The sequence below is a fragment of the Roseburia sp. AF42-8 genome (assembly GCF_003435965.1).
Lineage (GTDB): Bacteria > Bacillota > Clostridia > Lachnospirales > Lachnospiraceae > Roseburia_C > Roseburia_C amylophila.
This window is the reverse complement of sequence record NZ_QTVB01000002.1, coordinates 62,569-85,930: the sequence shown is the minus strand read 5'-3', so window position 1 is coordinate 85,930 and position 23,362 is coordinate 62,569. Positions and strand designations below refer to the sequence as shown.

General features: G+C 42.4%; 20 protein-coding genes and 2 pseudogenes. 5 read left to right on the top strand and 17 right to left on the bottom strand.

All coding sequences use genetic code 11. The features are described 5' to 3' along the window. The first annotated feature begins 64 nt into the window (after positions 1 to 64). A complete protein-coding gene (locus tag DW059_RS01450) occupies positions 65 to 844 on the top strand; it encodes an ATP-binding protein (RefSeq protein ID WP_117697101.1) in 780 nt (259 codons plus the stop codon). A gap of 29 nt (positions 845 to 873) precedes the next feature. Here the strand turns inward: DW059_RS01450 and DW059_RS01445 are convergent, their stop codons facing one another. Continuing rightward, entirely contained in the window at positions 874 to 2,571 is a 1,698-nt protein-coding gene (locus tag DW059_RS01445; protein WP_117697099.1) for an alpha-glucosidase, read from the bottom strand. 78 nt (positions 2,572 to 2,649) lie between these two features. Then, positions 2,650 to 2,952: a hypothetical protein gene (locus tag DW059_RS01440; RefSeq protein ID WP_117697096.1), complete on the bottom strand. Its 303-nt coding sequence runs from the start codon at positions 2,950 to 2,952 to the stop codon at positions 2,650 to 2,652. 300 nt (positions 2,953 to 3,252) lie between these two features. Between DW059_RS01440 and DW059_RS01435 the strand changes: the two genes are divergently transcribed. Further along, positions 3,253 to 4,194, top strand: a complete 942-nt coding sequence (locus DW059_RS01435; protein WP_117697095.1) for an AraC family transcriptional regulator — start codon at positions 3,253 to 3,255, stop codon at positions 4,192 to 4,194. A gap of 85 nt (positions 4,195 to 4,279) precedes the next feature. Here the strand turns inward: DW059_RS01435 and DW059_RS01430 are convergent, their stop codons facing one another. The 3 genes from DW059_RS01430 to DW059_RS01420 all read right to left on the bottom strand — a co-directional run bounded on the left by DW059_RS01430 (position 4,280) and on the right by DW059_RS01420 (position 6,311). Beyond that, positions 4,280 to 5,032 (bottom strand): DUF6033 family protein, encoded by a 753-nt coding sequence (locus DW059_RS01430; RefSeq protein ID WP_117697092.1) that lies wholly within the window; start codon positions 5,030 to 5,032, stop codon positions 4,280 to 4,282. A 101-nt stretch (positions 5,033 to 5,133) separates the two neighbouring features. Beyond that, complete coding sequence (locus DW059_RS01425) at positions 5,134 to 5,964, bottom strand: undecaprenyl-diphosphate phosphatase (RefSeq protein WP_117697090.1); 831 nt, start codon at positions 5,962 to 5,964, stop codon at positions 5,134 to 5,136. 173 nt (positions 5,965 to 6,137) lie between these two features. Beyond that, the gene (locus DW059_RS01420; protein ID WP_330408210.1) at positions 6,138 to 6,311 is read right to left on the bottom strand and encodes a heavy-metal-associated domain-containing protein; all 174 of its coding nucleotides are present in this window, start codon (positions 6,309 to 6,311) and stop codon (positions 6,138 to 6,140) included. Between the two features lie 177 nt (positions 6,312 to 6,488). On the opposite strand from DW059_RS01420, the gene DW059_RS01415 reads away from it, so the two are divergent. The 3 genes from DW059_RS01415 to DW059_RS01405 are packed head-to-tail and all read left to right on the top strand — an operon-like array spanning position 6,489 to position 8,911. After that, a complete protein-coding gene (locus DW059_RS01415; RefSeq protein WP_117697087.1) occupies positions 6,489 to 7,460 on the top strand; it encodes a TAXI family TRAP transporter solute-binding subunit in 972 nt (323 codons plus the stop codon). Positions 7,461 to 7,471: 11 nt separating this feature from the next. Next, a complete protein-coding gene (gene gltS / locus DW059_RS01410) occupies positions 7,472 to 8,662 on the top strand; it encodes a sodium/glutamate symporter (RefSeq protein WP_117697084.1) in 1,191 nt (396 codons plus the stop codon). 15 nt (positions 8,663 to 8,677) lie between these two features. Further along, positions 8,678 to 8,911 carry a hypothetical protein gene (locus tag DW059_RS01405; protein WP_117697081.1) on the top strand — a complete coding sequence of 78 codons (234 nt, stop codon included), beginning with the start codon at positions 8,678 to 8,680 and terminating at the stop codon, positions 8,909 to 8,911. A gap of 113 nt (positions 8,912 to 9,024) precedes the next feature. Here the strand turns inward: DW059_RS01405 and DW059_RS01400 are convergent, their stop codons facing one another. The 12 genes and pseudogenes from DW059_RS01400 to DW059_RS01345 all read right to left on the bottom strand — a co-directional run bounded on the left by DW059_RS01400 (position 9,025) and on the right by DW059_RS01345 (position 23,349). Beyond that, positions 9,025 to 10,383 carry a DUF5808 domain-containing protein gene (locus tag DW059_RS01400; RefSeq protein ID WP_158551928.1) on the bottom strand — a complete coding sequence of 453 codons (1,359 nt, stop codon included), beginning with the start codon at positions 10,381 to 10,383 and terminating at the stop codon, positions 9,025 to 9,027. 5 nt (positions 10,384 to 10,388) lie between these two features. Further along, positions 10,389 to 10,754 (bottom strand): GntR family transcriptional regulator, encoded by a 366-nt coding sequence (locus DW059_RS01395; protein ID WP_117697075.1) that lies wholly within the window; start codon positions 10,752 to 10,754, stop codon positions 10,389 to 10,391. A 140-nt stretch (positions 10,755 to 10,894) separates the two neighbouring features. Then, positions 10,895 to 11,710 carry a hypothetical protein gene (locus DW059_RS01390; RefSeq protein ID WP_117840962.1) on the bottom strand — a complete coding sequence of 272 codons (816 nt, stop codon included), beginning with the start codon at positions 11,708 to 11,710 and terminating at the stop codon, positions 10,895 to 10,897. Positions 11,711 to 11,761: 51 nt separating this feature from the next. Beyond that, positions 11,762 to 15,027 (bottom strand): annotated as a pseudogene (locus DW059_RS01385) (SpaA isopeptide-forming pilin-related protein); the annotation flags it as partial. 189 nt (positions 15,028 to 15,216) lie between these two features. Next, positions 15,217 to 16,164, bottom strand: coding sequence for a ParB/RepB/Spo0J family partition protein (locus DW059_RS01380; RefSeq protein ID WP_117697069.1), 948 nt, complete (start codon positions 16,162 to 16,164; stop codon positions 15,217 to 15,219). Beyond that, complete coding sequence (locus DW059_RS01375; RefSeq protein ID WP_025577641.1) at positions 16,118 to 16,945, bottom strand: ParA family protein; 828 nt, start codon at positions 16,943 to 16,945, stop codon at positions 16,118 to 16,120. Before DW059_RS01375 ends, DW059_RS01380 begins: the two co-directional genes overlap by 47 nt. Before the next feature lie 125 nt (positions 16,946 to 17,070). Further along, on the bottom strand, positions 17,071 to 17,250 hold the full coding sequence (locus tag DW059_RS01370) for a hypothetical protein (RefSeq protein WP_025577639.1): 180 nt from the start codon (positions 17,248 to 17,250) through the stop codon (positions 17,071 to 17,073). A gap of 252 nt (positions 17,251 to 17,502) precedes the next feature. Then, positions 17,503 to 20,139 carry a pyruvate, phosphate dikinase gene (gene ppdK / locus DW059_RS01365; protein WP_117697066.1) on the bottom strand — a complete coding sequence of 879 codons (2,637 nt, stop codon included), beginning with the start codon at positions 20,137 to 20,139 and terminating at the stop codon, positions 17,503 to 17,505. 205 nt (positions 20,140 to 20,344) lie between these two features. Continuing rightward, positions 20,345 to 21,741, bottom strand: a pseudogene (locus DW059_RS17485) (glycine--tRNA ligase). Between the two features lie 18 nt (positions 21,742 to 21,759). Then, positions 21,760 to 22,371 carry a hypothetical protein gene (locus tag DW059_RS01355; RefSeq protein WP_117697063.1) on the bottom strand — a complete coding sequence of 204 codons (612 nt, stop codon included), beginning with the start codon at positions 22,369 to 22,371 and terminating at the stop codon, positions 21,760 to 21,762. 104 nt (positions 22,372 to 22,475) lie between these two features. Beyond that, positions 22,476 to 23,216 carry a DNA repair protein RecO gene (gene recO / locus DW059_RS01350; RefSeq protein WP_117697060.1) on the bottom strand — a complete coding sequence of 247 codons (741 nt, stop codon included), beginning with the start codon at positions 23,214 to 23,216 and terminating at the stop codon, positions 22,476 to 22,478. After that, a complete protein-coding gene (locus tag DW059_RS01345) occupies positions 23,161 to 23,349 on the bottom strand; it encodes a YqzL family protein (RefSeq protein WP_117697057.1) in 189 nt (62 codons plus the stop codon). Before DW059_RS01345 ends, recO begins: the two co-directional genes overlap by 56 nt. Between the last annotated feature and the right edge of the window lie 13 nt (positions 23,350 to 23,362).

Sequence of the window (23,362 nt, the reverse complement as noted above, 5' to 3'; positions counted from 1 at the left end):
CAACCGATTATTTATTGCTATTATAGTATACTGACTATACAAAATCAACGAGGAGGAATCTAAAATGATTCGTAAAATAATTCATATTGATAAAGAAAAATGTAATGGATGCGGTTTATGTGCATCCGCCTGCCACGAAGGTGCCATCGGCATGGTCGATGGAAAAGCCCAGCTTTTAAGAGAGGATTACTGCGATGGGTTAGGTGACTGTCTTCCGGCATGTCCTACCGGTGCTATTACCTTTGTACAGAGGGAAGCCGCAGCTTATGACGAAGCCGCTGTAAAAGAGCACTTAAAGAACCGTGAAGCGGCTTCGGTAAAACCTGCAGTTTCAGCCAATCACGCAGCTCCGGTTTTCAGCGGATGTCCGGGCAGCCGGATGCGCTCCATGCAGCGTAAAAACACGGAAAATACTTCTGCAGGCTCTAATACCACATCCGATACTGCATCCAACGCAGTCACAGCAGGAAACGCACCGGAAAGCCAGCTTACCCAGTGGCCGGTTCAGATTAAATTAGCACCTACAAATGCTCCGTATTTTGACAATGCAAGACTGCTGATTGCTGCAGACTGTACAGCTTTTGCCTATGGCAATTTCCATGAAAAATTCATAAAAAACCACATCACCCTGATTGGATGTCCCAAACTGGATGATGTGGATTACAGTGAAAAGCTTACTGAAATTATCCGCAATAACAATATCAGAGATATCAGTATTGTGCGCATGGAGGTTCCGTGCTGTGGCGGCATTGTAATGGCTGTCCAGAATGCCTTAAAGCAAAGCGGGAAAATGATTCCATGGCAGGTTGTTACCATCTCTGTTGATGGCAAGATTATGGAATAAATTTCCAGATTAAATTGCTTCCACAAATCTTACTTTTCTAATTCTAAGACAACGGTTTCACAGCTGTCTAATGTAATTGTTCCATTTAAGGCTGCCTCAGCATTGATTGCTTCCTGGCGGCCTTCATTGGTTAACAATACCTTGGCAATTCTTTGCTCTAATGTGATGGTATGCTCTTCTGTTCCAAAGTTTGCAAGAATCAAAAGCTTCTGACCGCTTTCTTCATTTACCCGTTCAAAAGCAAATATGTCATCTGCATTTTCATATTTTGGTTTAAAAATACCATAAGTGAAAGTATCTTTGTATTCTTTTGCCTTACGCAGTGCAATTAATTTCCTATAATAAGCCAATACAGAATCTGCCTTATGTTCCTGGGCTGCTACATTGATTTCCATGTAATTCGGATTCATGGCAAGCCATGGAGTTCCATCTGTAAATCCGCCATTTTTTCCATCGGACCACTGCATTGGTGTTCTGGCATTATCGCGGCTGTTCTCATAACAGCATTTCAGTGCTTCTTCTTCACTGAGTCCTGCACGCAACGCCTCCTGATACTGGTCGATGGTGCTGATGTCATCATATTCTGAAATATCATTTCGTTTGCAGTTGGTCATCCCGATTTCCTGTCCCTGATAGATAAATGGAATTCCACGCAAAAGAACGGATACGGTTCCAAGCATCTTCTTTCCTGCATCATTTCTGGCATGCTCCGGCAGATAATGAGTTGCTCCTCTTGGTTCATCATGATTTTCAATAATGTTTGCCTTAAAGCATTTTCCCTGTAATTCCTGCTGGGAATCGAAAATTACTTTCCGCCATTCCTCAAAACGTAATGGTTTCTGGTCGTACCAGCCATGCTCACCAAAAGTAAGCACATGGGCGCTGAAATCAAACATCGTAGAGAAATGTCCATCCTCTCCGATAAATTCCAAGAGTTCATCTTCCTTCATATTAAAGACTTCTCCTACTGTAAAGGCATCGTGCTTCTCAAAGGTCTCATGCTTTAATTCCTCTAAGAAATCTCCTACTCCATTTACTGCTTCCACCATCTTGATACAGGTTGCAAGTCCATCCGGTCCATCCGGCTCAAAGGACGGGAAGTTAATATCTTTCTTGATATTGATAATTGCATCTATACGGAATCCTGCCACGCCTTTGTCTAACCACCAGTTCACCATTTCATAGATTTTCTGACGTACTACCGGATTCTCCCAGTTTAAATCCGGCTGCTCTTTGGCGAACATATGAAGATAGTATTTATCACTGTTTGGCACCTTCTCCCAGGTACTTCCGCCAAAATAGGAACGGTAATTACTTGGAGCCTTGCCATCTTTTCCTTTCACAAAATAGAAATAATCTGCATACTCTCCATCCGGGTCTGCCAGTGCTTTCCGGAACCACTCATGCTGGTCGGAGCAATGATTTACCACCAGATCCATTACGATATACATATCACGTTTCTTTGCTTCCGCAAGCAACTCATCAAACTCTTCCATGGTTCCGAATTCTTCAGCAATATTATAATAATCTGAAATATCATATCCCTGGTCTACAAATGGGGATTTATAAATCGGTGAAAGCCATACGATATCGATACCCAGTTCCTTTAAATAATCCAATCTGGATATGATTCCTCTCAAATCACCGATTCCATCTCCGTTGCTGTCCTGAAAGCTCTTTGGATAAATCTGATATGCCACCTTGTCATGCCACCATTTTTTCTTCATGTTCTCATCCTCCATATTTCCATTATTCCTGTATTTACACTTCGTTCTTTGTATGATACTGTTATTATATACGAAGTTTTAGGAAGTTTCTTCCGTGATATTTGCGTTTTTATTGCACAATCCTGCTCTTTTATATAAAACAAAATAAACGATAAGATTATGGATTTCAGATGCAGACGGTGGAAGGTAGGTTATAGGATACAAAATAGCAGCATTTCTTAGATACATTTTTTCTTGATTATAAACTGTCTTTCCGCTTGCTTTGACGAGGATATCTGCACCGTCCGTCGAGTGTGGATGCTGCATAAAGATAGTAAGGCGCACTAAGAATTTCAGTATTAATATTATTTTATCTGCCAACCGGCGCAAATTCACATCCATGTTCATATGCGCCTCGCCGGCACGTCCCTGTGCCAGCGTTGGCTATTGCTGTATGAAATTCTAAGTGCGCCTAACAATCCTTATCATGCATCCATACTTCGGCGAACGGTACAGATATCTTGTCAAACATTGGAAAGACTGTTTTTATCATAGAAAGAAAAAATGTATTTTAGAAATGCACTGTTTTGCATCAGACCTACCTTCCATCGTCTGCATCCAAAATTCCATTTCTTTCATTTTGTTTGTATAAAAAATCAGGATAAATGCTGTTTAAATAAGCAACATTAAAAGGAGATTCCCATGAAAGATAAAAAACAACTCCCTCTGGAACAAAAAGAAAAGGCCGTTCATGGCGAACGAATTTTTCCATTAAAGAAATATCTTACTACGTTGCAGGAACGGTATCCCATTGTTACGCCACACTGGCATGAAGAGGCTGAATTTACCCTGATTACCAGCGGTGTCTGTACGTATCAGGTTGACCTTGAAAGCTTTCAGGCTATGCCTGGAGATTTCGTTTTCATTCCTCCACTGGCTCTGCATTCCATTGCCATATTACCTGCCGGGCATATGCATTCGGAAACATATGTCTTTCACCTTGATTTCCTTGGTGCATCCTCTGCAGATATCTGTGCCATGCGATATCTGATGCCCCTTGCCAAGCAGCAGCTGATTCCCCCTTTTCATATAGTAAAAGAGCACCCGGTCTACCCGGATGCCCTCGCATTGTTCTATGAAATCAGCAACTGTTATTCCGCTGCCCAGCCGGGATATGAACTGATGTTAAAATCCCTGCTGTTAAAGCTTCTTACCCTTCTACTTCCGTACTGTAGCAAAAGTTCTGAGCAGCCACAGCTTCAAAGCGAACATACCCAGAAGATTAAGGGTGTCTTAGAATATATCGGATTACATTATACCGAAAATATTTCTATTGAAAGCCTGGCATCCTCCTGCTATTTCAGCGAATACCATTTCATGCGCTTTTTTAAGAAATATGTCGGAATGTCATGCTTAGATTATATCAAGAGCCTGCGCCTGCAAAAGGCTGCCGACCTCTTAGAACAGCAGGAGCTTTCCATTACAGATGCCGCCATGACTGCCGGTTTCAGCAGCCTTTCCTACTTCTACCGGGAATTTAAAAAACGCTATGGAACGACACCACGCCAGTTTATCCATTCCCTTCCGGAACGTCAGCATACGAATCGGGCCTCTACTCCAGGCAGTCCTTTTTCTCCACTTTGATTTCCCAGTGGATTAAGAAAGTCAGGGCTGCCCGGAGTGCAATAGATAGGGGCTCTTTTCCATATTGTATCCTGCCTTTTATTTATTATCCACGAAAATCTACATTCCAGCCAACCTGTTTTTCCTGTGGTGTAAATACATAATCGCTCATGCTGTCATATAACATATCCTGGATTTTCTTTTCCAGTTCTTCCAACGAACCGGCAGTAACCGTTACCAGATCTTCACTCTTACCAGTTTTATCCGTGCTGTCAGTCCTGTCCGATTTCTTAACGGAAGATGTATCTTCATCCTCCTTATTCATTCGTTTCTCAAAAGCTTCCTTCTGAGCTTTTTTACGTTCTGCACGGTTTTCTTCCTGTTTCTTTTCGATACGTTTCTTCTGAAGAGACAAAGACTTATCTACAACTGCAAAAAATGATGCATTGCCGCCATCATTTACCTGAATGCCATATGCCTTCACACCACTCTGTCCATTAGCAAACCGACTCTGCATGGTTGCAAGCTGACTGGATGCATTGGCTATGATTCCCTCGTACTGTTTCCGGTAAGACTCATCTTCTGCCATCCGCTCAATCTTCTCTTCATCAATCAGAACCACCATTTTGTTGGCATTGGCATACTGTCCTGCATTGGCTTTTGCTGTCTCTTTCATATCCTTGGATACCAGAATGAAATCCATCGTGCTAAATTTCTTTTTCAGCTTCTCATAATACTCTTTCGCCTTATCCGAAAGCTTTGGCTCTCCAATGGTTTTTCCGGAGACTTTGCTGCTCTTTTCCGATTCCGTATAACCAGAAACGTTTTCTGCCACCTGATTTACTGCGTTTGTGTTCATAAAAATTCCTCCTTGAAAATATCTATAAGCAAATCCTTTTGCTTAAAACAATCTGTTCCATTCTTTATATCGGAAGAATCTCTCATTTTCTTAAGCGGTTCCTATAGTGCAAAATAGCCTAAAACAATGGCTCCAAGAATAATCCGGTACCAGCCAAATACTTTAAAATCGTGTTTTTTGATATAGCCCATCAGAAAACGAATGACTACTACAGATACCGCAAATGCTACCACGCAGCCTAAGCCTAAGACACAAAGTTCCTGAGCAGAAAACGCAAAGCCGAACTTAATAAGTTTGATCAGGCTCCAGCCAAACATAACCGGCACAGCCAGGAAAAATGTAAACTCTGCTGCAGCCACACGGGATACTCCGATTAAAAGTGCTCCGATAATGGTTGCACCGGAACGGGAGGTTCCCGGAATAATTGCAAGTACCTGAAACAATCCGATAAGAAATGCTGTCTGATAAGTAATATCATTTATGCTTTCCACCCTTACTTTCCGCTTTTTATTCCAGTTTTCAATCAGAATAAACGCAAAACCATAGAAAATCAATGCAGCAGCAATCACAAGCGGTGTATGAAAATGTGCATCCACATAATCATCAAACAAAAGCGTTACCACAGCTCCCGGTATGCAGGCAGCTACAACCTTAAACCATAAAGAAAAAATATCTTTCTGGATGACCGGCTGTGTCTTGTCTTTAAACTGAAACGGGAACATTTTCTTCCAGAACAAAAGCACTACCGCAAGAATAGCTCCCAACTGTATCACCACGAAAAACATCTCTTTGAATGAATCTGTCATATCAAGCCTGATAAATTCATCCACTAAAAGCATATGTCCTGTGCTGCTGATTGGAAGCCATTCTGTAATTCCTTCTACAATTCCAAGAAAAATAACCTTCAGCATTTCTACAAAATCCAATAACATTTTGTTGTCCTCTTTTCCTATTATTTCCGATTTCTCATTTTAACATACTATGCCGATAATATATATATTATTTTTCTTAAGATATTCTGTTTATTTGCGGAATGCTGAAAATAATCCCTTCTTCTCATATGGTTCTTTTGTTACTTCTAACGCATCATATCCACTGTTTTTAATCACTTCCTTGATTTTTCCTCCGGAATATCAGTATCGGTAATAATTACGGTCTCTTTTTTACTGTGGGATGAAGTTACTTTCTTTACCGGAAACGCTGCCCGCACTGCATCATTTACATGTGCCTCACACATTCCACACTGCATACCATCTACTTTTACTGTTATTTTCTGCATAAATCCTTCCTCCTTCATTTCCTTCCATCACATTATAATCTCTTTTTTTCTAAAAAAATATAGAATTAACGATATTTTTTCTCACCACTTTGCCACTATTTTCGCTCTTCCTTTTCTGAAAAAATTATTGTAAAATATTTCTTTAGGATTAAATTTTAAAAAGAAAGGATTTTATATATGAAGAAACCATTCCGTCTTCTTCTATGTCTTGCACTGCTTTTTGTGAGTGGATGCAGTGGTTATCAGAAAACCATCCGCTTTGGTGCCGCTGACATAGGTGGAATCTACTATACCTTTGCCAATACCTTTACCGGACTTGCCTCCTCGGAGGATGATACCTATCAGTTTGAAGTTAAGACAACCGCAGGCTCTGCTGCCAATCTAAGGCTGCTCTCCGGTGGATATATCGAACTTGGATTAGCCCAGTCTGACCTGATTGCCTCCGCCTATGAAGGCAGTGGAATTTTTGAGGGAGATCCTTGTCAGGGATATTCCGCTATTGCCGGGCTATATACGGAAGCCTGTCAGATTGTCATCCGTGCAGACTCCAATATTCAGACGCTGGATGATTTACAGGGCAAAACCGTCAGCATCGGTGCGGAGGATTCCGGTACTGAACAGAACGCTAACCAGATTCTGACCATGAGCGGACTTACCACTGAACTGGTGAAAACAGTAAACCTCGATTATACCGATGCTGCTGACCAGCTTATCAATGGAAAAATCGATGCATTTTTCTGTACTGCCGGTATCCAGACAACTGTAATCAAAGAATTAGCCAAAGAATGTGATATCCGTCTTTTGGATATTGATGAGAAATGCAGGAATAAATTGCTGTCTGCTTATCCATCCTATAGTGAATATACCATTCCTGCCAATACTTACACCGGACAGACGGAAGATATCCATACCCTTGGTGTCAAAGCGGTTCTCCTTGCTTCCGACAGGCTCTCTACCGATACAGTAGAACACTTAACGAAATGGCTTTTTTCCCATGCGAAGGATTTACAGTATGCAACTTCTTTAAGCCTGCAATTAGATGAAACTTATGCTACTGATGGCATACCGATTCCATTCCATCCGGGTGCTGTTGCCTATTATGAGAAGCAGGGCATTACGCTTTCTTCCGAAAGCAATACACCAAACTAGAAAGGAACACTATGAATATACATTTAGATATGTACCAGACCTTAGCTGTTGCTGTGCTGGTACTCATGCTGGGAAGTTTTTTACGAAAAAGAATACATTTTCTGGAAAAATTCTGTATTCCGGCACCCGTTATCGGCGGTCTGCTCTTTGCGATTTTCACCTGTATCTGTTACAGCACCGGAGTTGCAGAATTTTCCTTTGATGATACCCTGCGGGAAGTATGTATGGTATTCTTCTTTACTTCCGTAGGATTTCAGGCTAACTTAAAAGTCTTAAAAAGTGGTGGGAAATCCATGGCAGTATTTTTAGGACTGGTCATTACCCTTATTATTACCCAGAACTTTCTTGCCGTTGGATTATCCAAACTATTAGGATTAAATCCATTAATCGGTATGTGTACCGGTTCCATTCCAATGGTGGGCGGACATGGTACAGCAGGTGCTTTTGGACCGGTACTGGAGGATTTCAATATCCATGGTGCCACTACCATCTGTACCGCTGCTGCTACCTTCGGTCTGATTACAGGAAGCCTGATTGGCGGTCCTTTAGGAAAACGCCTGGTAGAAAAGAAAAATCTTCTCTCTACTGTTGCTTCCGAAGATGACAGCCTCTTAGTGGAAGATGAGAAAAAACACGAACGCCATACCAACATGTATGCTTCCGCTGTTTTCCAGCTTATCCTTGCCATTGGACTTGGTACTATTTTCTCCTATTTTCTGACAAAAACAGGACTGACTTTTCCAATTTATATTGGTGCCATGTTAGCAGCCGCACTGATTCGTAATATTGTGGAATACTCCCATGGCAATGCCACGATCCATATGGGAGAAATTAATGACCTGGGTGGTATTTCCCTGTCATTATTTCTTGGTATGGCTATGATTACTTTAAAATTATGGGAACTGGCTTCTCTGGCACTTCCGCTTATCATTTTATTAAGCTCACAGGTCATTCTGATTGCTGTATTTACTTACTTTATTGAGTTCAATATTATGGGGCGGGATTATGATGCAGCAGTCCTTGTTGCAGGTACCTGCGGATTCGGTATGGGTGCCACACCAAATGCCATGGCAAATATGCAGGCTCTCTGCGACCGCTATGTTCCATCCGTCAAAGCATACCTTCTGATTCCACTGGTGGGAAGTCTCTTTGCCGATTTCATCAACAGCCTTGTAATTACATTTTTTATTAATATTTTGTAAATAAAGGAGCACCTTATGTTTCATTTTAAAAATAAAATCAAGAATGCAAGAAAAGAACGTGAAAAGAAAAATTATGATCTGACTTATGATAATGTTGCCATTCCAGAGGTGCACAAGACATCTTCCACTCCGGATACAGCAGAAAATACCACTGCTGCCTTTCCATCTGAATCTTCCGATGAACAGACTTCCAGTGTCAGCTTTGATAATGTTGCGATTCCGGAAATTCATATACGAAAGAAAAACTAATTTCACTTTTGAATACAGACCGCCGGCAGGAAAAACACATTCCTTTCTTATGTGTTTCTGCCGGCCGTTTTCAATCTTTCCTATTTTTTCAATTTTCTATTTTCAATCTCTTTCTATCTGCTCAGAATTTCCTTATAAATTTCTTCTGTCTGTACATCATCCACTCCGCTCATATAATATTGTTTTCCATTTGCCGAAAAATGCAGAAATTTCTTATTCTGCGGATTTAAAAACTCCTGACATTCTCCCTGCTCATAAATCTTAAATGTTCCTTTCTCAAGATTATCCATTCCTGTTCCATTTATCTTAGACCTGCGCGGAAGTTCTGTCACCATTTCCACCTCTTCTATGGTATCCAGCGGAAGCTCATAATCGGTGCGGATATGCTCTGCACAAAGATTGCCATTTTCTATTTCCAGATGAATCGGTGTAAACTCTTCTGCAATCACCCAGGCACATAAAATTGGAATAGTAAGAAATACCAGTGCTGTAAATAGCATTGTTGCTTTTCCAGCTTTTGACGCCATATTTACAGTTGTTCCAATGCCGACTTTTTTATCTACCATCGTATGCGGATCATTAGGATTATAATAAAGAACACCGCCTATCCAGTTTCTATCATCTTCTGTTCCGTTGCTTAAATCATGTTTGCCTGCATAAGCCTTTTCCACTTTTCCCAGTCTGATAAATACCGGAATGCATATCACCAGCAGGAGAACTGCATACACTATCATGGCAATAAGCATTATGCTTTCTACCTTCTTATCTACGAATGAAATTGCCAGAAGAAATAATATCAATATGGTATTCATCCAGATACAGCAAAGCCAGAAATTTTTCCAGATATTTTTCTTTGCCCTGCTATAATTGATATTAATGTCACTATCTGAACTGATGACCTGTATCGGCTGTCTGTCCATAATAACTGCGACCAGAAAATAAATGAATCCACAGGCAGCTCCAATCAGACAGGATATTCCAACCATTTTATAAACCGGCAGTGCTAAAGCTGCACCTATAATGCCTATGGCAAGCGGAAGAAAGAATTGGAAAAAATGTATGCACCGAATGGCTCCCGCATTCTTTAATTCCACATATCGCTCTGTTGACTGTGTCTCATAGTATCCCTTTTGCCGCTTCCATTCTTTCAGCCGGCTATTGGCAAAGACCAATGGCAGCATCAGTAATATAATTGCTCCAAACATCCATACCAGCCAGATCGTCATCTGGATGGAAAAATACGGTGTCAAAAGACTGCTAAAAGGAATTACCGCAAGCAGCAGCCCATACCATCTCATTTCTCTTTTAAACCGCTTCTGAATTGCCTTTACTTCATCCTCTTCGAACCATTCCGGTTTCATATTTACACCAAAAATACTTCCATTCTTCTGTCCGCTTTGCAGCGCCATTACCACATATACAATAAATAATACCGGATACAATGTTGCAAAAAATATAATATTAAGAAACATCTTCATCACCCCTTATACATATTCCTGCATAATGCTAAAAATTCTTCCTGCGTTATGCCACATATCTTTGCCTCGGAAATCACCTGTTGTAATATTATTTTGGATTTCTCCTGCAGTTCCTTTGTCTCAGTAAATTCATTCCGCACATGAGCGCCATTCCGCCGGTCGGTATAAATATATCCTTCCTGCTTTAATAATGCATATGCCTTATTTACTGTCATAGAATTGATTCCTATCTCTCCTGCCAAAGCCCGGACCGTTGGAAGCTGCTCACCTGGCTTTAACCTGCCATCCGAAATTCCCAGTACAATCTGATTACGAATCTGCTGGTAAATCGGCACTTCCGCTGTCTCATCAATCGATATGACCATCTGAAAACTTCCTTTCTAAACTTCCTTTCTAAATTTTCTTTCTAAAATTTTCTTTGTCTCATTTGTGTTATTAATTATAATACAAATAAGACAAAGATGCAAGGAATATATTCACATCATATATCCAATCTGACAGCATATTATTCTGTTTCATCAATCATCATATGTATCATCTTCTTTACACCTGAAATATCAAATGGACTTTCCGAAGATTCATAAGTAAAAATAACATCCCGCCCCGGCATAAGATAATTTTCTATATATAAATTCTGCTTTCGGATAAAATTTCCTACATAAGATATATTATCCATCATTCCAGCATGTTCCCAATAAAGAATCCGCCCGGTTTCCTTATTTAAAATTGTAAAATCCGGATATATTTCTATCTCTTTTCCTTTCTTTTTTAACTTTAATGGGCGTTCATACTTATATAGCAGAATGTCTTTTTTCTGATGCAGCATATTAGCTATAAGCACTTCTGACTTGGAACGCACCAGTTCCCCATGCTCCGTCTCATATCGTAAATTCTCCGGATATTCTATATTCTGCTCATATTTTTCCTCTTCCCATTCCTTCAAAACAACTTCTTCCGGTTTTAGATATGGTGTGATCAACTTCTTCCTCTGGTATTCCTGCTCCTCATAAATCTCTCTCATCCATCCTATATCATAATCAGCCTCCACCTGCTGAAGTATTTTTAAATTTCTCTCTGCTTTGGTCTTAAGCTTTTTGCAATAGCTCTTCTGTGCCAGAATACGAATAAAATTCATTTCTCTTAGTGGAAGATATTGTTGTATCATCTTCCCTTCTTCATCTTTCATCTGCCTGTAATAATACGTTTTTCCATTTTTATTATGAATTCTCAGCGTACCACTTGGTGCTTTCTCTTCAAAATGCTTTATATCATTGAGTATCTTCTGCAATTCATTTATTTCATTTTGTATCCAATTTTTCATAAGCATTATTCCTTTCTTTTATAAGATTTTCGATTTCCTCCAATTTGATAATGTGGTAGCTGCAATCGCATTTTCCTTTGTAAACTCGGTAGTTCCTGTCTTAAAGATACCGATAACTGCACCGCCCAGAGCTTTTCCATCCTCATCAGATTTCTTACCGCTTACAGAGCCGTAAATAATGTCATTTGTGATAGCTTCGCCCTCGTTGGCTGTAATGCGGACAGTTTCGGTATCCTGTCCTGCGTATTCAAAAATAACAGGGTATTTTGCATCGCTGACAATATATGCGGAGTTGGTCGAGATTTCCTGCACATAATAGCTGCCCATCGGCAGGTCGCTGATAGCTTTCCCGTGACCGCTTTCATCAAGGGAAATGACCTCAATCAGACCGTCCGCAGGAATGGTCTTTCCATCTGCGGCTGTGAGTTCCTCCGCCGCATACAAGCCAAAGGTCACATCAAAGATTTCTCCATTCTTGCCAATGCCGTAGGCTTCATCAATGGCAAGGCTCTTGATGAGGTCGATTTCAACATGCTGTCTTTCATTATAGAAAGAAGTAGCCGTTTCCGTTACATCAACATTCTGTCCTGCATACACAAGCTCAACAGAATGGACTTCCTCATTCAGCACCATCCATACGGAGCTGTAATTTCCTTAACCGCATATTTTCCGAGATACAGTTCTTTGGATTTTGCTGTACCGTCCTTTCCTGTCGTAACGGTATCCACAACCTCGCCCTTTTTGGCTCTGACCGTTCCGTCCAGAGTGACAATATCCTCGGCTGCGGTAATCTCATAGACTGCACCCTCAAGACCGCTGACAGAGAAAATCGGCTGATACAATCCCTTATCGCCTGCCACGGAGCTGAATACCTCGCCAGACTTTTCTACGGTAATTGTACCTTTCTGTGCCATATTGGAGCGTACTACCTCAATAACGGTAATGCCGCTTTCTTCCTCGGAATTTTCCTGCACCACATCAAAATAAACAGGCTCGGAATTTAAGACATACCCATACGGGGCTTGTACTTCCACAAGGGAATAGCCTTTGCCGTATTCCAATGTCTGCGGTGTGATAAGGTCGCCGTCTGCCGTAGTATAGAAGGTGTCAATGGTCGTCACTTCGGGATAAGTGAAAGTCATAGTCACAAGCTTTCCATTCGGGTCGTAAATCTGGAAGCCTGCACCTGCATACGGGATTGTATTGCCTGTTTCTGCATCTTTCTTTACGATTTTGATATAGCTCTCAAAGTTAGCGTTGTTGATAAGGTAGCGGTAGGTCTGACCGTCCTTGCTAATAAACACATCAAAGTCTTTCATCAGTTCACGCCCCTCCCAACCAGAGGTCTGGCGGACGGTATAAATGCCATACGGCATATCCTTTGTCTGGGCAAAACCGTTCTCGTCACATGTCAGCACATCACGCTCGGTTTCCTTTGCATTTTCATAGCTGCCTGCGGATTTGAGGAACACTTCAAATACCGCACCTTCTTCGGGTGTTTCAATCTGGGTTTCCCCGTTATCCGTATGCTTGATGAGTGCGATATTGCCTTTGATGACCTGTTCATTCACATCGTTTGCGGTACTGTTCAGCTCTACCGTGTATAGCTCTGGTTCTGCACCTACCTTGTGGATTGCGGTATCCAGAAGATACCCCTCGGACGGGCTGATTTCACGGACAGTCCAATCATTGTCACAGATATAATACTTGGTCGTAAACTGACCGTTTTCATCAGTCGTGTAGGTGTCAATCAGTTCCTCACCCTTATAGATGGCGTAAACCGCACCTGCAAGGGAAGCGTCGCCCTGCGGAGAACCTGTTTCTGCATCGGTCTTTGTCACAGTCACTTGGAATTTCTTCAATACATTGTCGAAGCTGCGTTTTGTGACCTTGTTCCATTCAATCGGAGCTGTCTGGGAAGCAGGAACGACATAGCGGACTGCGGTATCCACTTCCTCAACCACATACGGGGTATCGCCGCTGATAAGGACATTTTCAAACTTAGCCAGACCGTTTTTATCAGTCACGGCATACTCGTCAACAGGCAAGCCGCTTAAAGATGTGCCGTAAAGGTGGAATTTCATTCCCTCCACCAGATTGTCCTCGGAAGTCTTGACGATTTCCAGACTGCCACGCTTCAAAGTATTGCTGAAGGTCACAGTAGAGGTTTTTCCTCCAATAAGGGTCACGGTCTGGGTTTTCTGCGGCTCATAACGGTCAATGGACTGTTCTGTGACGGTATAAGTGCCAGGGAATAATCCCTCCACGGAGACAGAGCCGTCCTTTCCTGTCTTAACTGTCTTATTGAAGTTATCACCTTTGATTGTAAAAGAGATGCCCTCCACAACTCCGTCCTCCGAAGTCTTTTTGAGGGCAATCGTGCCTGTCGGCGTTTCGATATTGATATATGCAGACACGGTATCAGCATTCTCCACACCTGTTACCAAATCCTGCAAGTTCGGGTCGCCATAGGCAATGAGCTTTGCACTGTTGCTGACAGTCGGCACATTGTTCCTCTTTGCCGTAATGCGGACAGAACCGCTGATAGCTACGGTGGAGCTGATTGTCAGCTTATTTCCAGACTTCGATACACTCACATTGCTGTCAGAGCTTGAAAAGCTGTAATCGGAAAGGACGCCGTTGCTGTCCGTCAATGTGATGCTGTACTTTCCGTCCTTGTAGGCAAGCTCCTTTGTGATGTCATTCTTACCGCCCGACATAAAGCTCGGAATGGTGTTATGCTCACGCAGCATTGCAACAATCTGGTCATACACTGCCCTTGCTCCGCTGTTGGCATAATTTGAACCGAAGTGCAGGCTGTAAACGGTAGTGCTTGTCTGGTTATATGAGCCTGTGGCTTCACGGCAGCCTGTGACAAACTCCCAAACGAGTGTCTGCGTGGCAAGCCATTTTTCATCATCACTTCCCGACAGATTATTTCGGTTGCCCTGATACCCATAGAGCAGGGCAAGCCCAACCGCCTTTTTCTGATTGGCTGAAAGGGCGTTCCAAGTATCGGAGGAAGCCTTTTTCAAGGTATTTCCTGTTTTCAGCGGTACTCCCGGCTGAATACAAAACGCATTCTCACCGTCTACAAACATACGGTACTTATAATTTCCCGTTCCGCCTGCGGTATAGCCGCCGATATTCGCACTGGAATTGTACCTCATCGCATTATCGTTGCTGTCATAGGTGTGGGAAAAGGAAATCGTCCCGATGTCACCCGCAGCAAACGCCGTCGCAGGCATTATGGATAATGCCGTGACCGCAGCCATTACAAAAGCCGCAGCCTTTTTGAACAATTTAGGGATTTTCATAGTTACCTCCTGTAATTTGGATTGAATATTTTGCCTTACTGACCGAAAAAAGCTGCCCGTTATGGACAGCCTAAAGTATTTCTTTTCTCGGATAGTTACTGGCAGTAGTTAGGGGGTGAGGTGTGGAGAGGGGGAAGCCAAAATAATGGCTATCCACTCAAATGGGCAGACCTCGCCCTCGGTGTGTGGCTATCTCTCGTGAGCCTTGTTCCGCTGCAAGTGTCGGTTATAAAACTCCAACGCCTTGACAACAAAATTCGTTTCCTGCCCTCTGGGAACAGTCTTTGGAATGAGCTTGGTTATCCTCTCGTCACGGAAAGCAGGTTTTTCCTTCTGATTGGGCTTTTCTTCCTCCATAATGGACTGGATAACCTCGGAAGTGAGCTTGCCATCTTGGTTATACTTCTTCATTTTGATAGCCTGTGCCAATGACGGGGTAGCATCGTTGTACTCCATTGCTTCAAGCAGGGTGTATTGCTGTTCCTCGGTCAGATAAGAAACCTCAACCGCAGGACGAAAAGCAATCTGCCTTTCATCTACCATTTGCAGGATTTCGGGAACAAGCTCCGTTAGACGGATATAGCGGCGTATCTGGTCTTTGCTTTCTCCAACAAGTTCTCCTAATTTCTCATCAGAACGCCCTTTTGATAAATTAGTCGCCAATGGCGACGCATTTTCTTTTGGGGGTCTGCCTGCCTGTCGTTTCATAGCTTCCAACCGCATTTTATACGCAAACGCTTTCTCACTCGGCAAAATAACAGAGCGTTGGAGATTACTTTCCACCATAACAATAATGGCTTCATCACGGGTAAGCTCTTTGACCTCGCATTTCAGCGTTTCAAGTCCTGCAAGTTCACAAGCCTTTTTTCGCCTGTGACCACTGATAAGCTCATACCGTCCGTCCTCTTTTAAGCGAACTGTCGCAGGGGTCATTACACCGTTTCGCTTGATACTCTCAACAAGTTGTTCCATATCTTCGTCCATCAAAACCTTGAACGGGTGGTCTGGAAACTCGTCAATCTCCGATATGGGAATATCCCGTATCTTGCTTAGCTTTGCTTCCTCACGGCTTTCGTCCGTCTGAAAAAGGTCATCGTATGCGGTCAGCTCGATTTTGGTTTCTCTGCTTCTCGCCAATCTCTGCCACCTCCTTTCCTAACTGCTCATAGGCTGCGGCAACCTTGCCGCTTTTGTCGTAAGCAAAAATACTTTTGCCTTCTGCGGTAGCTTCCACCGCACGGATAGAATGAGGTATCTCGGTATCAAATACCTTGATTTTCTTACCGTATGCACTTTTGACCGTTGCCGTAATTTCCTTAGAAATGTTGGTACGGGGCATTACCATAGTCATTAAGATACCGTCTATCCGCAGCTTTGGGTTGATTTGCCGCTTGACCATTGATACGGAGCGAAGCAAAAGCTCCAGACCTTTAGCCGAGAGATAGTGGGGCTGTGTCGGGATAATCACGCTGTCAGCCGCCGCCAGAGCATTGATGGTTATCATGCCTAAGCTCGGCATACAATCAATAAGCACATAGTCGTAATTCTTTTTAACCTCATTGACATAGGTTTTCAGCACACGCTCACGGCTCATTGCATTGATTAGCCTTACTTCAAAGCCCGACATCTCAATGTTTGACGGAAGCAGGTCGACGCCCTCGCTATGGTGGATAATACCCTGTGAAACATCAAGCGTTTTATCGTCTATGATGTTCTGCATCACAGTAGAAAGCGTTATGGGAATATCGTCTGGTCTGTTATAACCCAGAGCCATCGTGAGATTTGCCTGTGCATCGGCATCAATCAGCAGGACTTTTTTACCCTGCTGCACCAGACTTACACCCAGATTGACCGCTGTGGTTGTTTTTCCGACACCGCCTTTCTGGTTAGTCAGAGCAATCACTTTGCAATTTGACATAGATGCGTCCTCCTTTCGCATAGATTTAGCCACTTTGTCAAGGTGGCTATGTAAACAGTACCAGAGAACGCAAAAAAGCCGCCTACTCTTAAAATCAATAAGAATAAGCGGCTTTGTAATTTGCCTTAGACATATTCAATTTTCATTCTCTTGGTCGGTGCATTTATGACCTTAAAAATAAGCTCGTCAACACAATCCGTATATCTGCCTTGCTGAATGAGCTGATTTTTTAACTCTACAAGGCTATGTATCAAAAGTTTTCTTTCGTGGCTATCCAAATACAGATGATTAAATTTCTCTCTCATAAGCACACCTCCACTTCTTTAGCTTCATTATATTGGAAAGTAGGGGAAAGGACAAATCTGCAAAAAGGGACAAAAAATAAGCGTACCACTATTTCTAATGATACGCTTATCGTATTTAACTGTTAATCAAGGTCTATGAATACCCTTACAGTGGTATCTCTCCACTGATTTTTCCTTACATACTGTCCGTTAGCCTTTCGATAGGCTGCTGCCTGCTCGAAACTAAGCGGCAATTCAAAGGAAAGAGAACTCCTACCTATTTGCAATAGCAGCCTGAGCTGCTGCTAATCTAGCGATTGGTACACGGAATGGTGAACATGATACATAGTCAAGACCAATCTTGTGGCAGAATTCAACAGATGAAGGATCTCCACCGTGCTCTCCACAGATACCAACGTGAAGGTTCGGATTAACTGGCTTACCAAGTTTCAGTGCCATATCCATAAGTTTACCAACACCAGTCTGGTCTAACTTAGCAAATGGATCGTTCTCGAAGATCTTCTTGTCATAGTAAGCATCTAAGAACTTACCAGCATCGTCACGGGAGAATCCAAATGTCATCTGAGTTAAGTCGTTAGTACCGAAGCAGAAGAAGTCAGCTTCTTTAGCGATTTCATCAGCTGTAAGAGCAGCTCTAGGAATCTCGATCATAGTACCAACTTCGTACTCTAATTTAACGCCTGCAGCTGCGATCTCAGCGTCTGCTGTCTCAACAACTACTTTCTTAACGTATTTAAGCTCTTCAACTTCACATACTAATGGAATCATGATTTCAGGTTTCACATTCCAATCTGCATGCTCTTTCTGAACTTCGATTGCTGCACGGATAACAGCTTTTGTCTGCATCTTAGCAATTTCAGGATATGTTACAGCAAGACGGCATCCTCTGTGACCCATCATTGGGTTGAACTCATGAAGTCCATCGATGATTGTCTTAATCTGCTCAACAGTTTTGCCCTGAGCATCTGCTAATTTCTTAATATCAGCTTCCTCTGTAGGAACGAACTCATGAAGAGGTGGATCCAGGAAACGAATAGTAACCGGGCATCCTTCCAGTGCTTCATAAAGAGCTTTGAAGTCTCCCTGCTGATATGGAAGAATCTTCTCAAGAGCTGCTTCTCTTTCTTCTACAGTGTCAGAACAGATCATCTCACGGAATGCTGCAATTCTGTCTTCTTCGAAGAACATATGCTCTGTACGGCAAAGTCCGATACCTTCTGCTCCAAGCTCACGAGCTTTCTTAGCATCTGCAGGAGTATCTGCATTAGTACGAACTTTAAGTTTTCTATATTTGTCAGCCCAAGCCATAACACGGCCGAACTCACCAGCGATGGTAGCGTCAACTGTCTTGATTTCGCCATCGTAGATGTTACCTGTTGTACCATCGATAGAGATGAAATCTCCCTCATGGAATTCTTTTCCAGCAAGAGTGAATTTCTTATTCTCTTCGTCCATAGCGATATCGCCACATCCGGATACACAGCATGTACCCATACCACGGGCAACTACAGCTGCGTGAGATGTCATACCACCACGAACAGTTAAAATACCCTGGGAAGCTTTCATACCTGTGATGTCTTCCGGAGATGTCTCAAGACGAACAAGTACAACTTTCTCTCCGCGAGCGTTCCAAGCTTCTGCATCTTCTGCTGTAAATACGATCTTACCACAAGCTGCTCCAGGAGAAGCTCCTAAACCTTTTCCGATTGGTGTAGCTGCTTTTAATGCTGCTGCATCAAACTGTGGATGAAGAAGTGTATCTAAGTTACGAGGATCGATCATAGCTACTGCTTCTTCTTCTGTCTTATGTCCTTCATCAACAAGGTCACATGCAATCTTAAGAGCTGCTGGAGCAGTTCTCTTACCATTACGGCACTGAAGCATGTATAACTTCTTGTTCTCTACTGTAAACTCCATATCCTGCATGTCATGGTAGTGATTCTCAAGAGTCTCACAAACCTTGATGAACTCAGCATATGCTTCTGGGAATTCCTGCTCCATCTGAGCGATTGGCATAGGTGTACGAACACCAGCAACTACGTCCTCACCCTGAGCATTGATTAAGAACTCACCCATTAATTTCTTCTCGCCTGTAGCAGGATCACGGGTGAATGCAACACCTGTACCAGACTCATCATTTAAGTTACCGAATACCATAGGCATTACGTTAACAGCTGTTCCCCATGAATATGGGATATCGTTATCACGACGATATACGTTTGCACGTGGGTTATCCCATGAACGGAATACAGCTTCGATAGCTAATTTTAACTGTTCTACAGGATCAGATGGGAAATCGGTTCCTAACTGGTTCTTGTACTCAGCTTTGAACTGCTCTGCTAATTCTTTTAAGTCAGCGGCTGTAAGTTCAACGTCGAACTTAACTCCTCTGTCTGCTTTCATCTTATCGATGAGCTGCTCGAAATATTTCTTACCAACTTCCATAACAACGTCAGAGAACATCTGGATAAAACGTCTGTAAGAGTCATATACGAAACGCTCGAATTTAGGATCTGGGTTTCCAGCGATCATTGCTGCAACTACTTCGTCATTCAGTCCAAGGTTTAAGATGGTGTCCATCATACCTGGCATAGATGCTCTGGCACCGGAACGAACAGAAACAAGTAATGGATTCTTGAGGTCTCCGAATTTCTTTCCGTTAATCTCTTCCATTTTCTTAACGCCTTCCATAGCCTGTGCCATGATTTCGTCGTTAATCTTGCGGCCATCCTCATAATACTGAGTACAAGCCTCTGTTGTGATTGTGAATCCCTGTGGTACTGGAAGACCGATATCAGTCATCTCGGCAAGGTTAGCACCTTTTCCACCAAGGAGATTACGCATGGACATGTTTCCTTCACTGAACATGTAAACCCATTTGTTTGCCATTTTGAATTCCTCCTAATAAATTTACTTTGGTTTATTGATATGCGAACATCGTCTGTTATCAACAACAATTGATATCCACAATGTCACCCATTATGCGTGCCACTTGTCCACAAGCGCACATATTCATTTTATCATAATTTTATAGTTTCGCAACCATTTTTTCGAAATCAGACCATTCAGTCATGTAAAAAATAAAGTGTTTGATTTAGAAAGTGAATTTTTCTGCAAAATATGTATCCAAATCTTCGATTTTGATACGCTCCTGCTCCATGGTATCACGGTCACGTACCGTAACTGCTCCGTCTGTTTCAGATTCAAAATCGTAAGTTACACAGAATGGAGTTCCGATTTCATCCTGACGACGATAGCGCTTACCGATATTTCCTCTGTCATCAAATTCACAGTTGTATTTTTTGGAAAGCTGTGTAAATACTTTTTCTGCGCCCTCATTTAATTTCTTGGAAAGTGGAAGCACACCAATCTTAACCGGTGCAAGTGCCGGATGGAAATGAAGAACGGTTCTCATATCCGGTTTCTCTTCTGTTCCGATGTTCTCTTCGTCATATGCTGCACAAAGGAATGCAAGTACCACACGGTCTGCTCCAAGAGATGGCTCAATAACGTATGGAATGTATTTTTCATTCTTGGTATCATCAAAGTAAGACATATCCTGACCGGATGTATTCTGATGCTGTGTCAGGTCATAGTCGGTACGGTCTGCAATTCCCCACAGTTCGCCCCATCCGAACGGGAATAAGAATTCAAAGTCGGTAGTTGCTTTACTGTAAAATGCAAGCTCTGCAGGATCATGGTCACGAAGACGTAATTCTTCATCTTTCATGCCAAGCTTAACAGCCAGTTATGGCAGAAGGTTCTCCAGTACTGGAACCACTCAAGGTCGGTACCCGGCTCACAGAAGAACTCCAGCTCCATCTGTTCAAACTCTCTGGTACGGAAAGTAAAGTTACCAGGAGTAATCTCGTTACGGAAAGATTTTCCAATCTGTGCGATGCCGAAAGGCACTTTCTTACGGGATGTTCTCTGCACGTTTTTGAAGTTAACAAAAATACCCTGTGCTGTTTCCGGTCTTAAGTATACCGTATTCTTTGCATCTTCAGTTACACCCTGGAAGGTCTTGAACATCAGGTTGAACTGACGGATATCTGTAAAGTTATGTTTTCCACAGGATGGACATGGAACACTGTTATCTTTGATGAAGTTCATCATTTCTTCCTGACTCCAGCCATCTACAGAAGTCTCTAATGTAATGCCATGCTCTTCTGCATAATCTTCAATAATCTTATCTGCACGGAAACGTTCATGACACTCTTTACAGTCCATCAGAGGGTCTGAAAATCCGCCTAAATGTCCGGAAGCTACCCATGTCTGCGGGTTCATAAGAATGGCACAGTCTACACCAACGTTGTATGGATTTTCCTGTACGAATTTCTGCCACCAGGCACGTTTCACATTATTCTTTAATTCTACACCAAGGTTACCGTAATCCCATGTATTTGCCAGTCCACCGTAAATCTCGGAACCCGGATATACAAAACCTCTTGCCTTTGCTAAAGCTACAATTTTTTCCATTGATTTTTCCATAAAATTCTTCCTCGCATTCTATTTATAAATAATATATCTTGCTTCTGCTGTCTCACCAGCAGGAATTTCATCCACGGTTGCAGTGTTCTTATCCTTGACGGTTACTCCGGAAGAAACATACTGCAGTGTTCCATCTACCGTAACGTCTACACCTTTGCTTAATACGATAACATGATAGTCATCATTTTTCATGACATCTTTGCTGTCCGCTGCATCTCCGGCAGCTCCATCTGTTACCGCTACGAAATCTGTATTAAAATCATATCCGGCAGCAATTGCCTGTACCACCGTTCCGGTAAATACGGTATCTCCCACAAATGCAGAATATGCTGTGCTGTCACTGTAATGCATACCAAGCTTTGCGACTCCGTCTTTTACGGAAAGATTTTTTAATTTTACTGTCCCGGCGCCATCATTGTCTTCATATTCTTTGATGGAATCCTTTACATACTGTTCCAGCTCATTCTCATCATAATTATCTTTGTCAAAGTCGCCTACTGCAACTTCTGTGATTCCACCCTTTTTCTCCGGAAAGAGTGTTGTGGTATCTGCATCTTTTGTAGCACCGCAGCCGCCAAATATTCCACAGGCTAACAGCATTACAAGGAGTGCACTTATCTTCTTCTTCATACGAACCTCCAAATCCCTGTATCTCATAATCTCAACAATTATACTATTTTCGGTTTGGTATTTCAAGCGTTACCTCAGGCAAAATGCCCGGCTTCTCCCATAAATCAGAAAAGCCCTTCTAAAAATTGCTCTGATTTAAATGTATGGGGTGCATATTTTTCCCGAAATTCCTTCACCGTCCGAATCAGTTCAAACAACACTTTTTCTGATACTGCAAAATGAAAAAGCTTTGCTGATTCCGTGGTAATAATATACTGCATCGTATAAATGGTAGATGCATCTAACCGTCTGCCATGCTCGGTTTCGCTGCAGGAATCACAAAGAAGCCCGGCGCGCTGCACACTGAAAAACTGCATCGGTTCCTTTTTTCCACATTTCTGGCAGGAAAAAAGATTCGGATATACTCCATTTAGCACCATCATTTTCAATTCATAAATCACACGGACCAGCCGGTTATCAAAATTCTTCTTTCCAAGTGCTTTTAAGGACTGGTAAAGCAGCTTTAGCATTTCCCGGTCATCACTGTTTTCCTGGGCATAATATTCTGCCATCTCAAGAAAATAAAATCCATAGTATGTATCATTCAAGTCTGTGGTGAGTTCGGTAAAATAATTTTTAATTTCTGCCCGCACCACATTGTAGGAGGTACGGCCCTCATAGACTTCAAACTGTCCGAAAGAAAAGGGATTGCAGGCTGCCAGCAGTGTACTGTTCGGTCTTCTTGCACCTCTGGCAAACGCCGTAATCTTTCCCCTCTCCAGGGTCAGTATCGTAATTCGTTTGTCATATTCACTGATTGGCATTGCGGTAAGCACCATACCCGTAACCATCACGTTTGTGCCCACGGTCCTGTTCACCTCTTACTTTCTCTTTCAGGCTGCCCAATCCATCCTGTTCTTCTTTTTCCTGTTCCTTAAACTTAAGATAATCATCTACACTTCCGGTCAAAGTAAAATGATTCCAGCTTGCTCTTACCATATGCTTCCTTCCT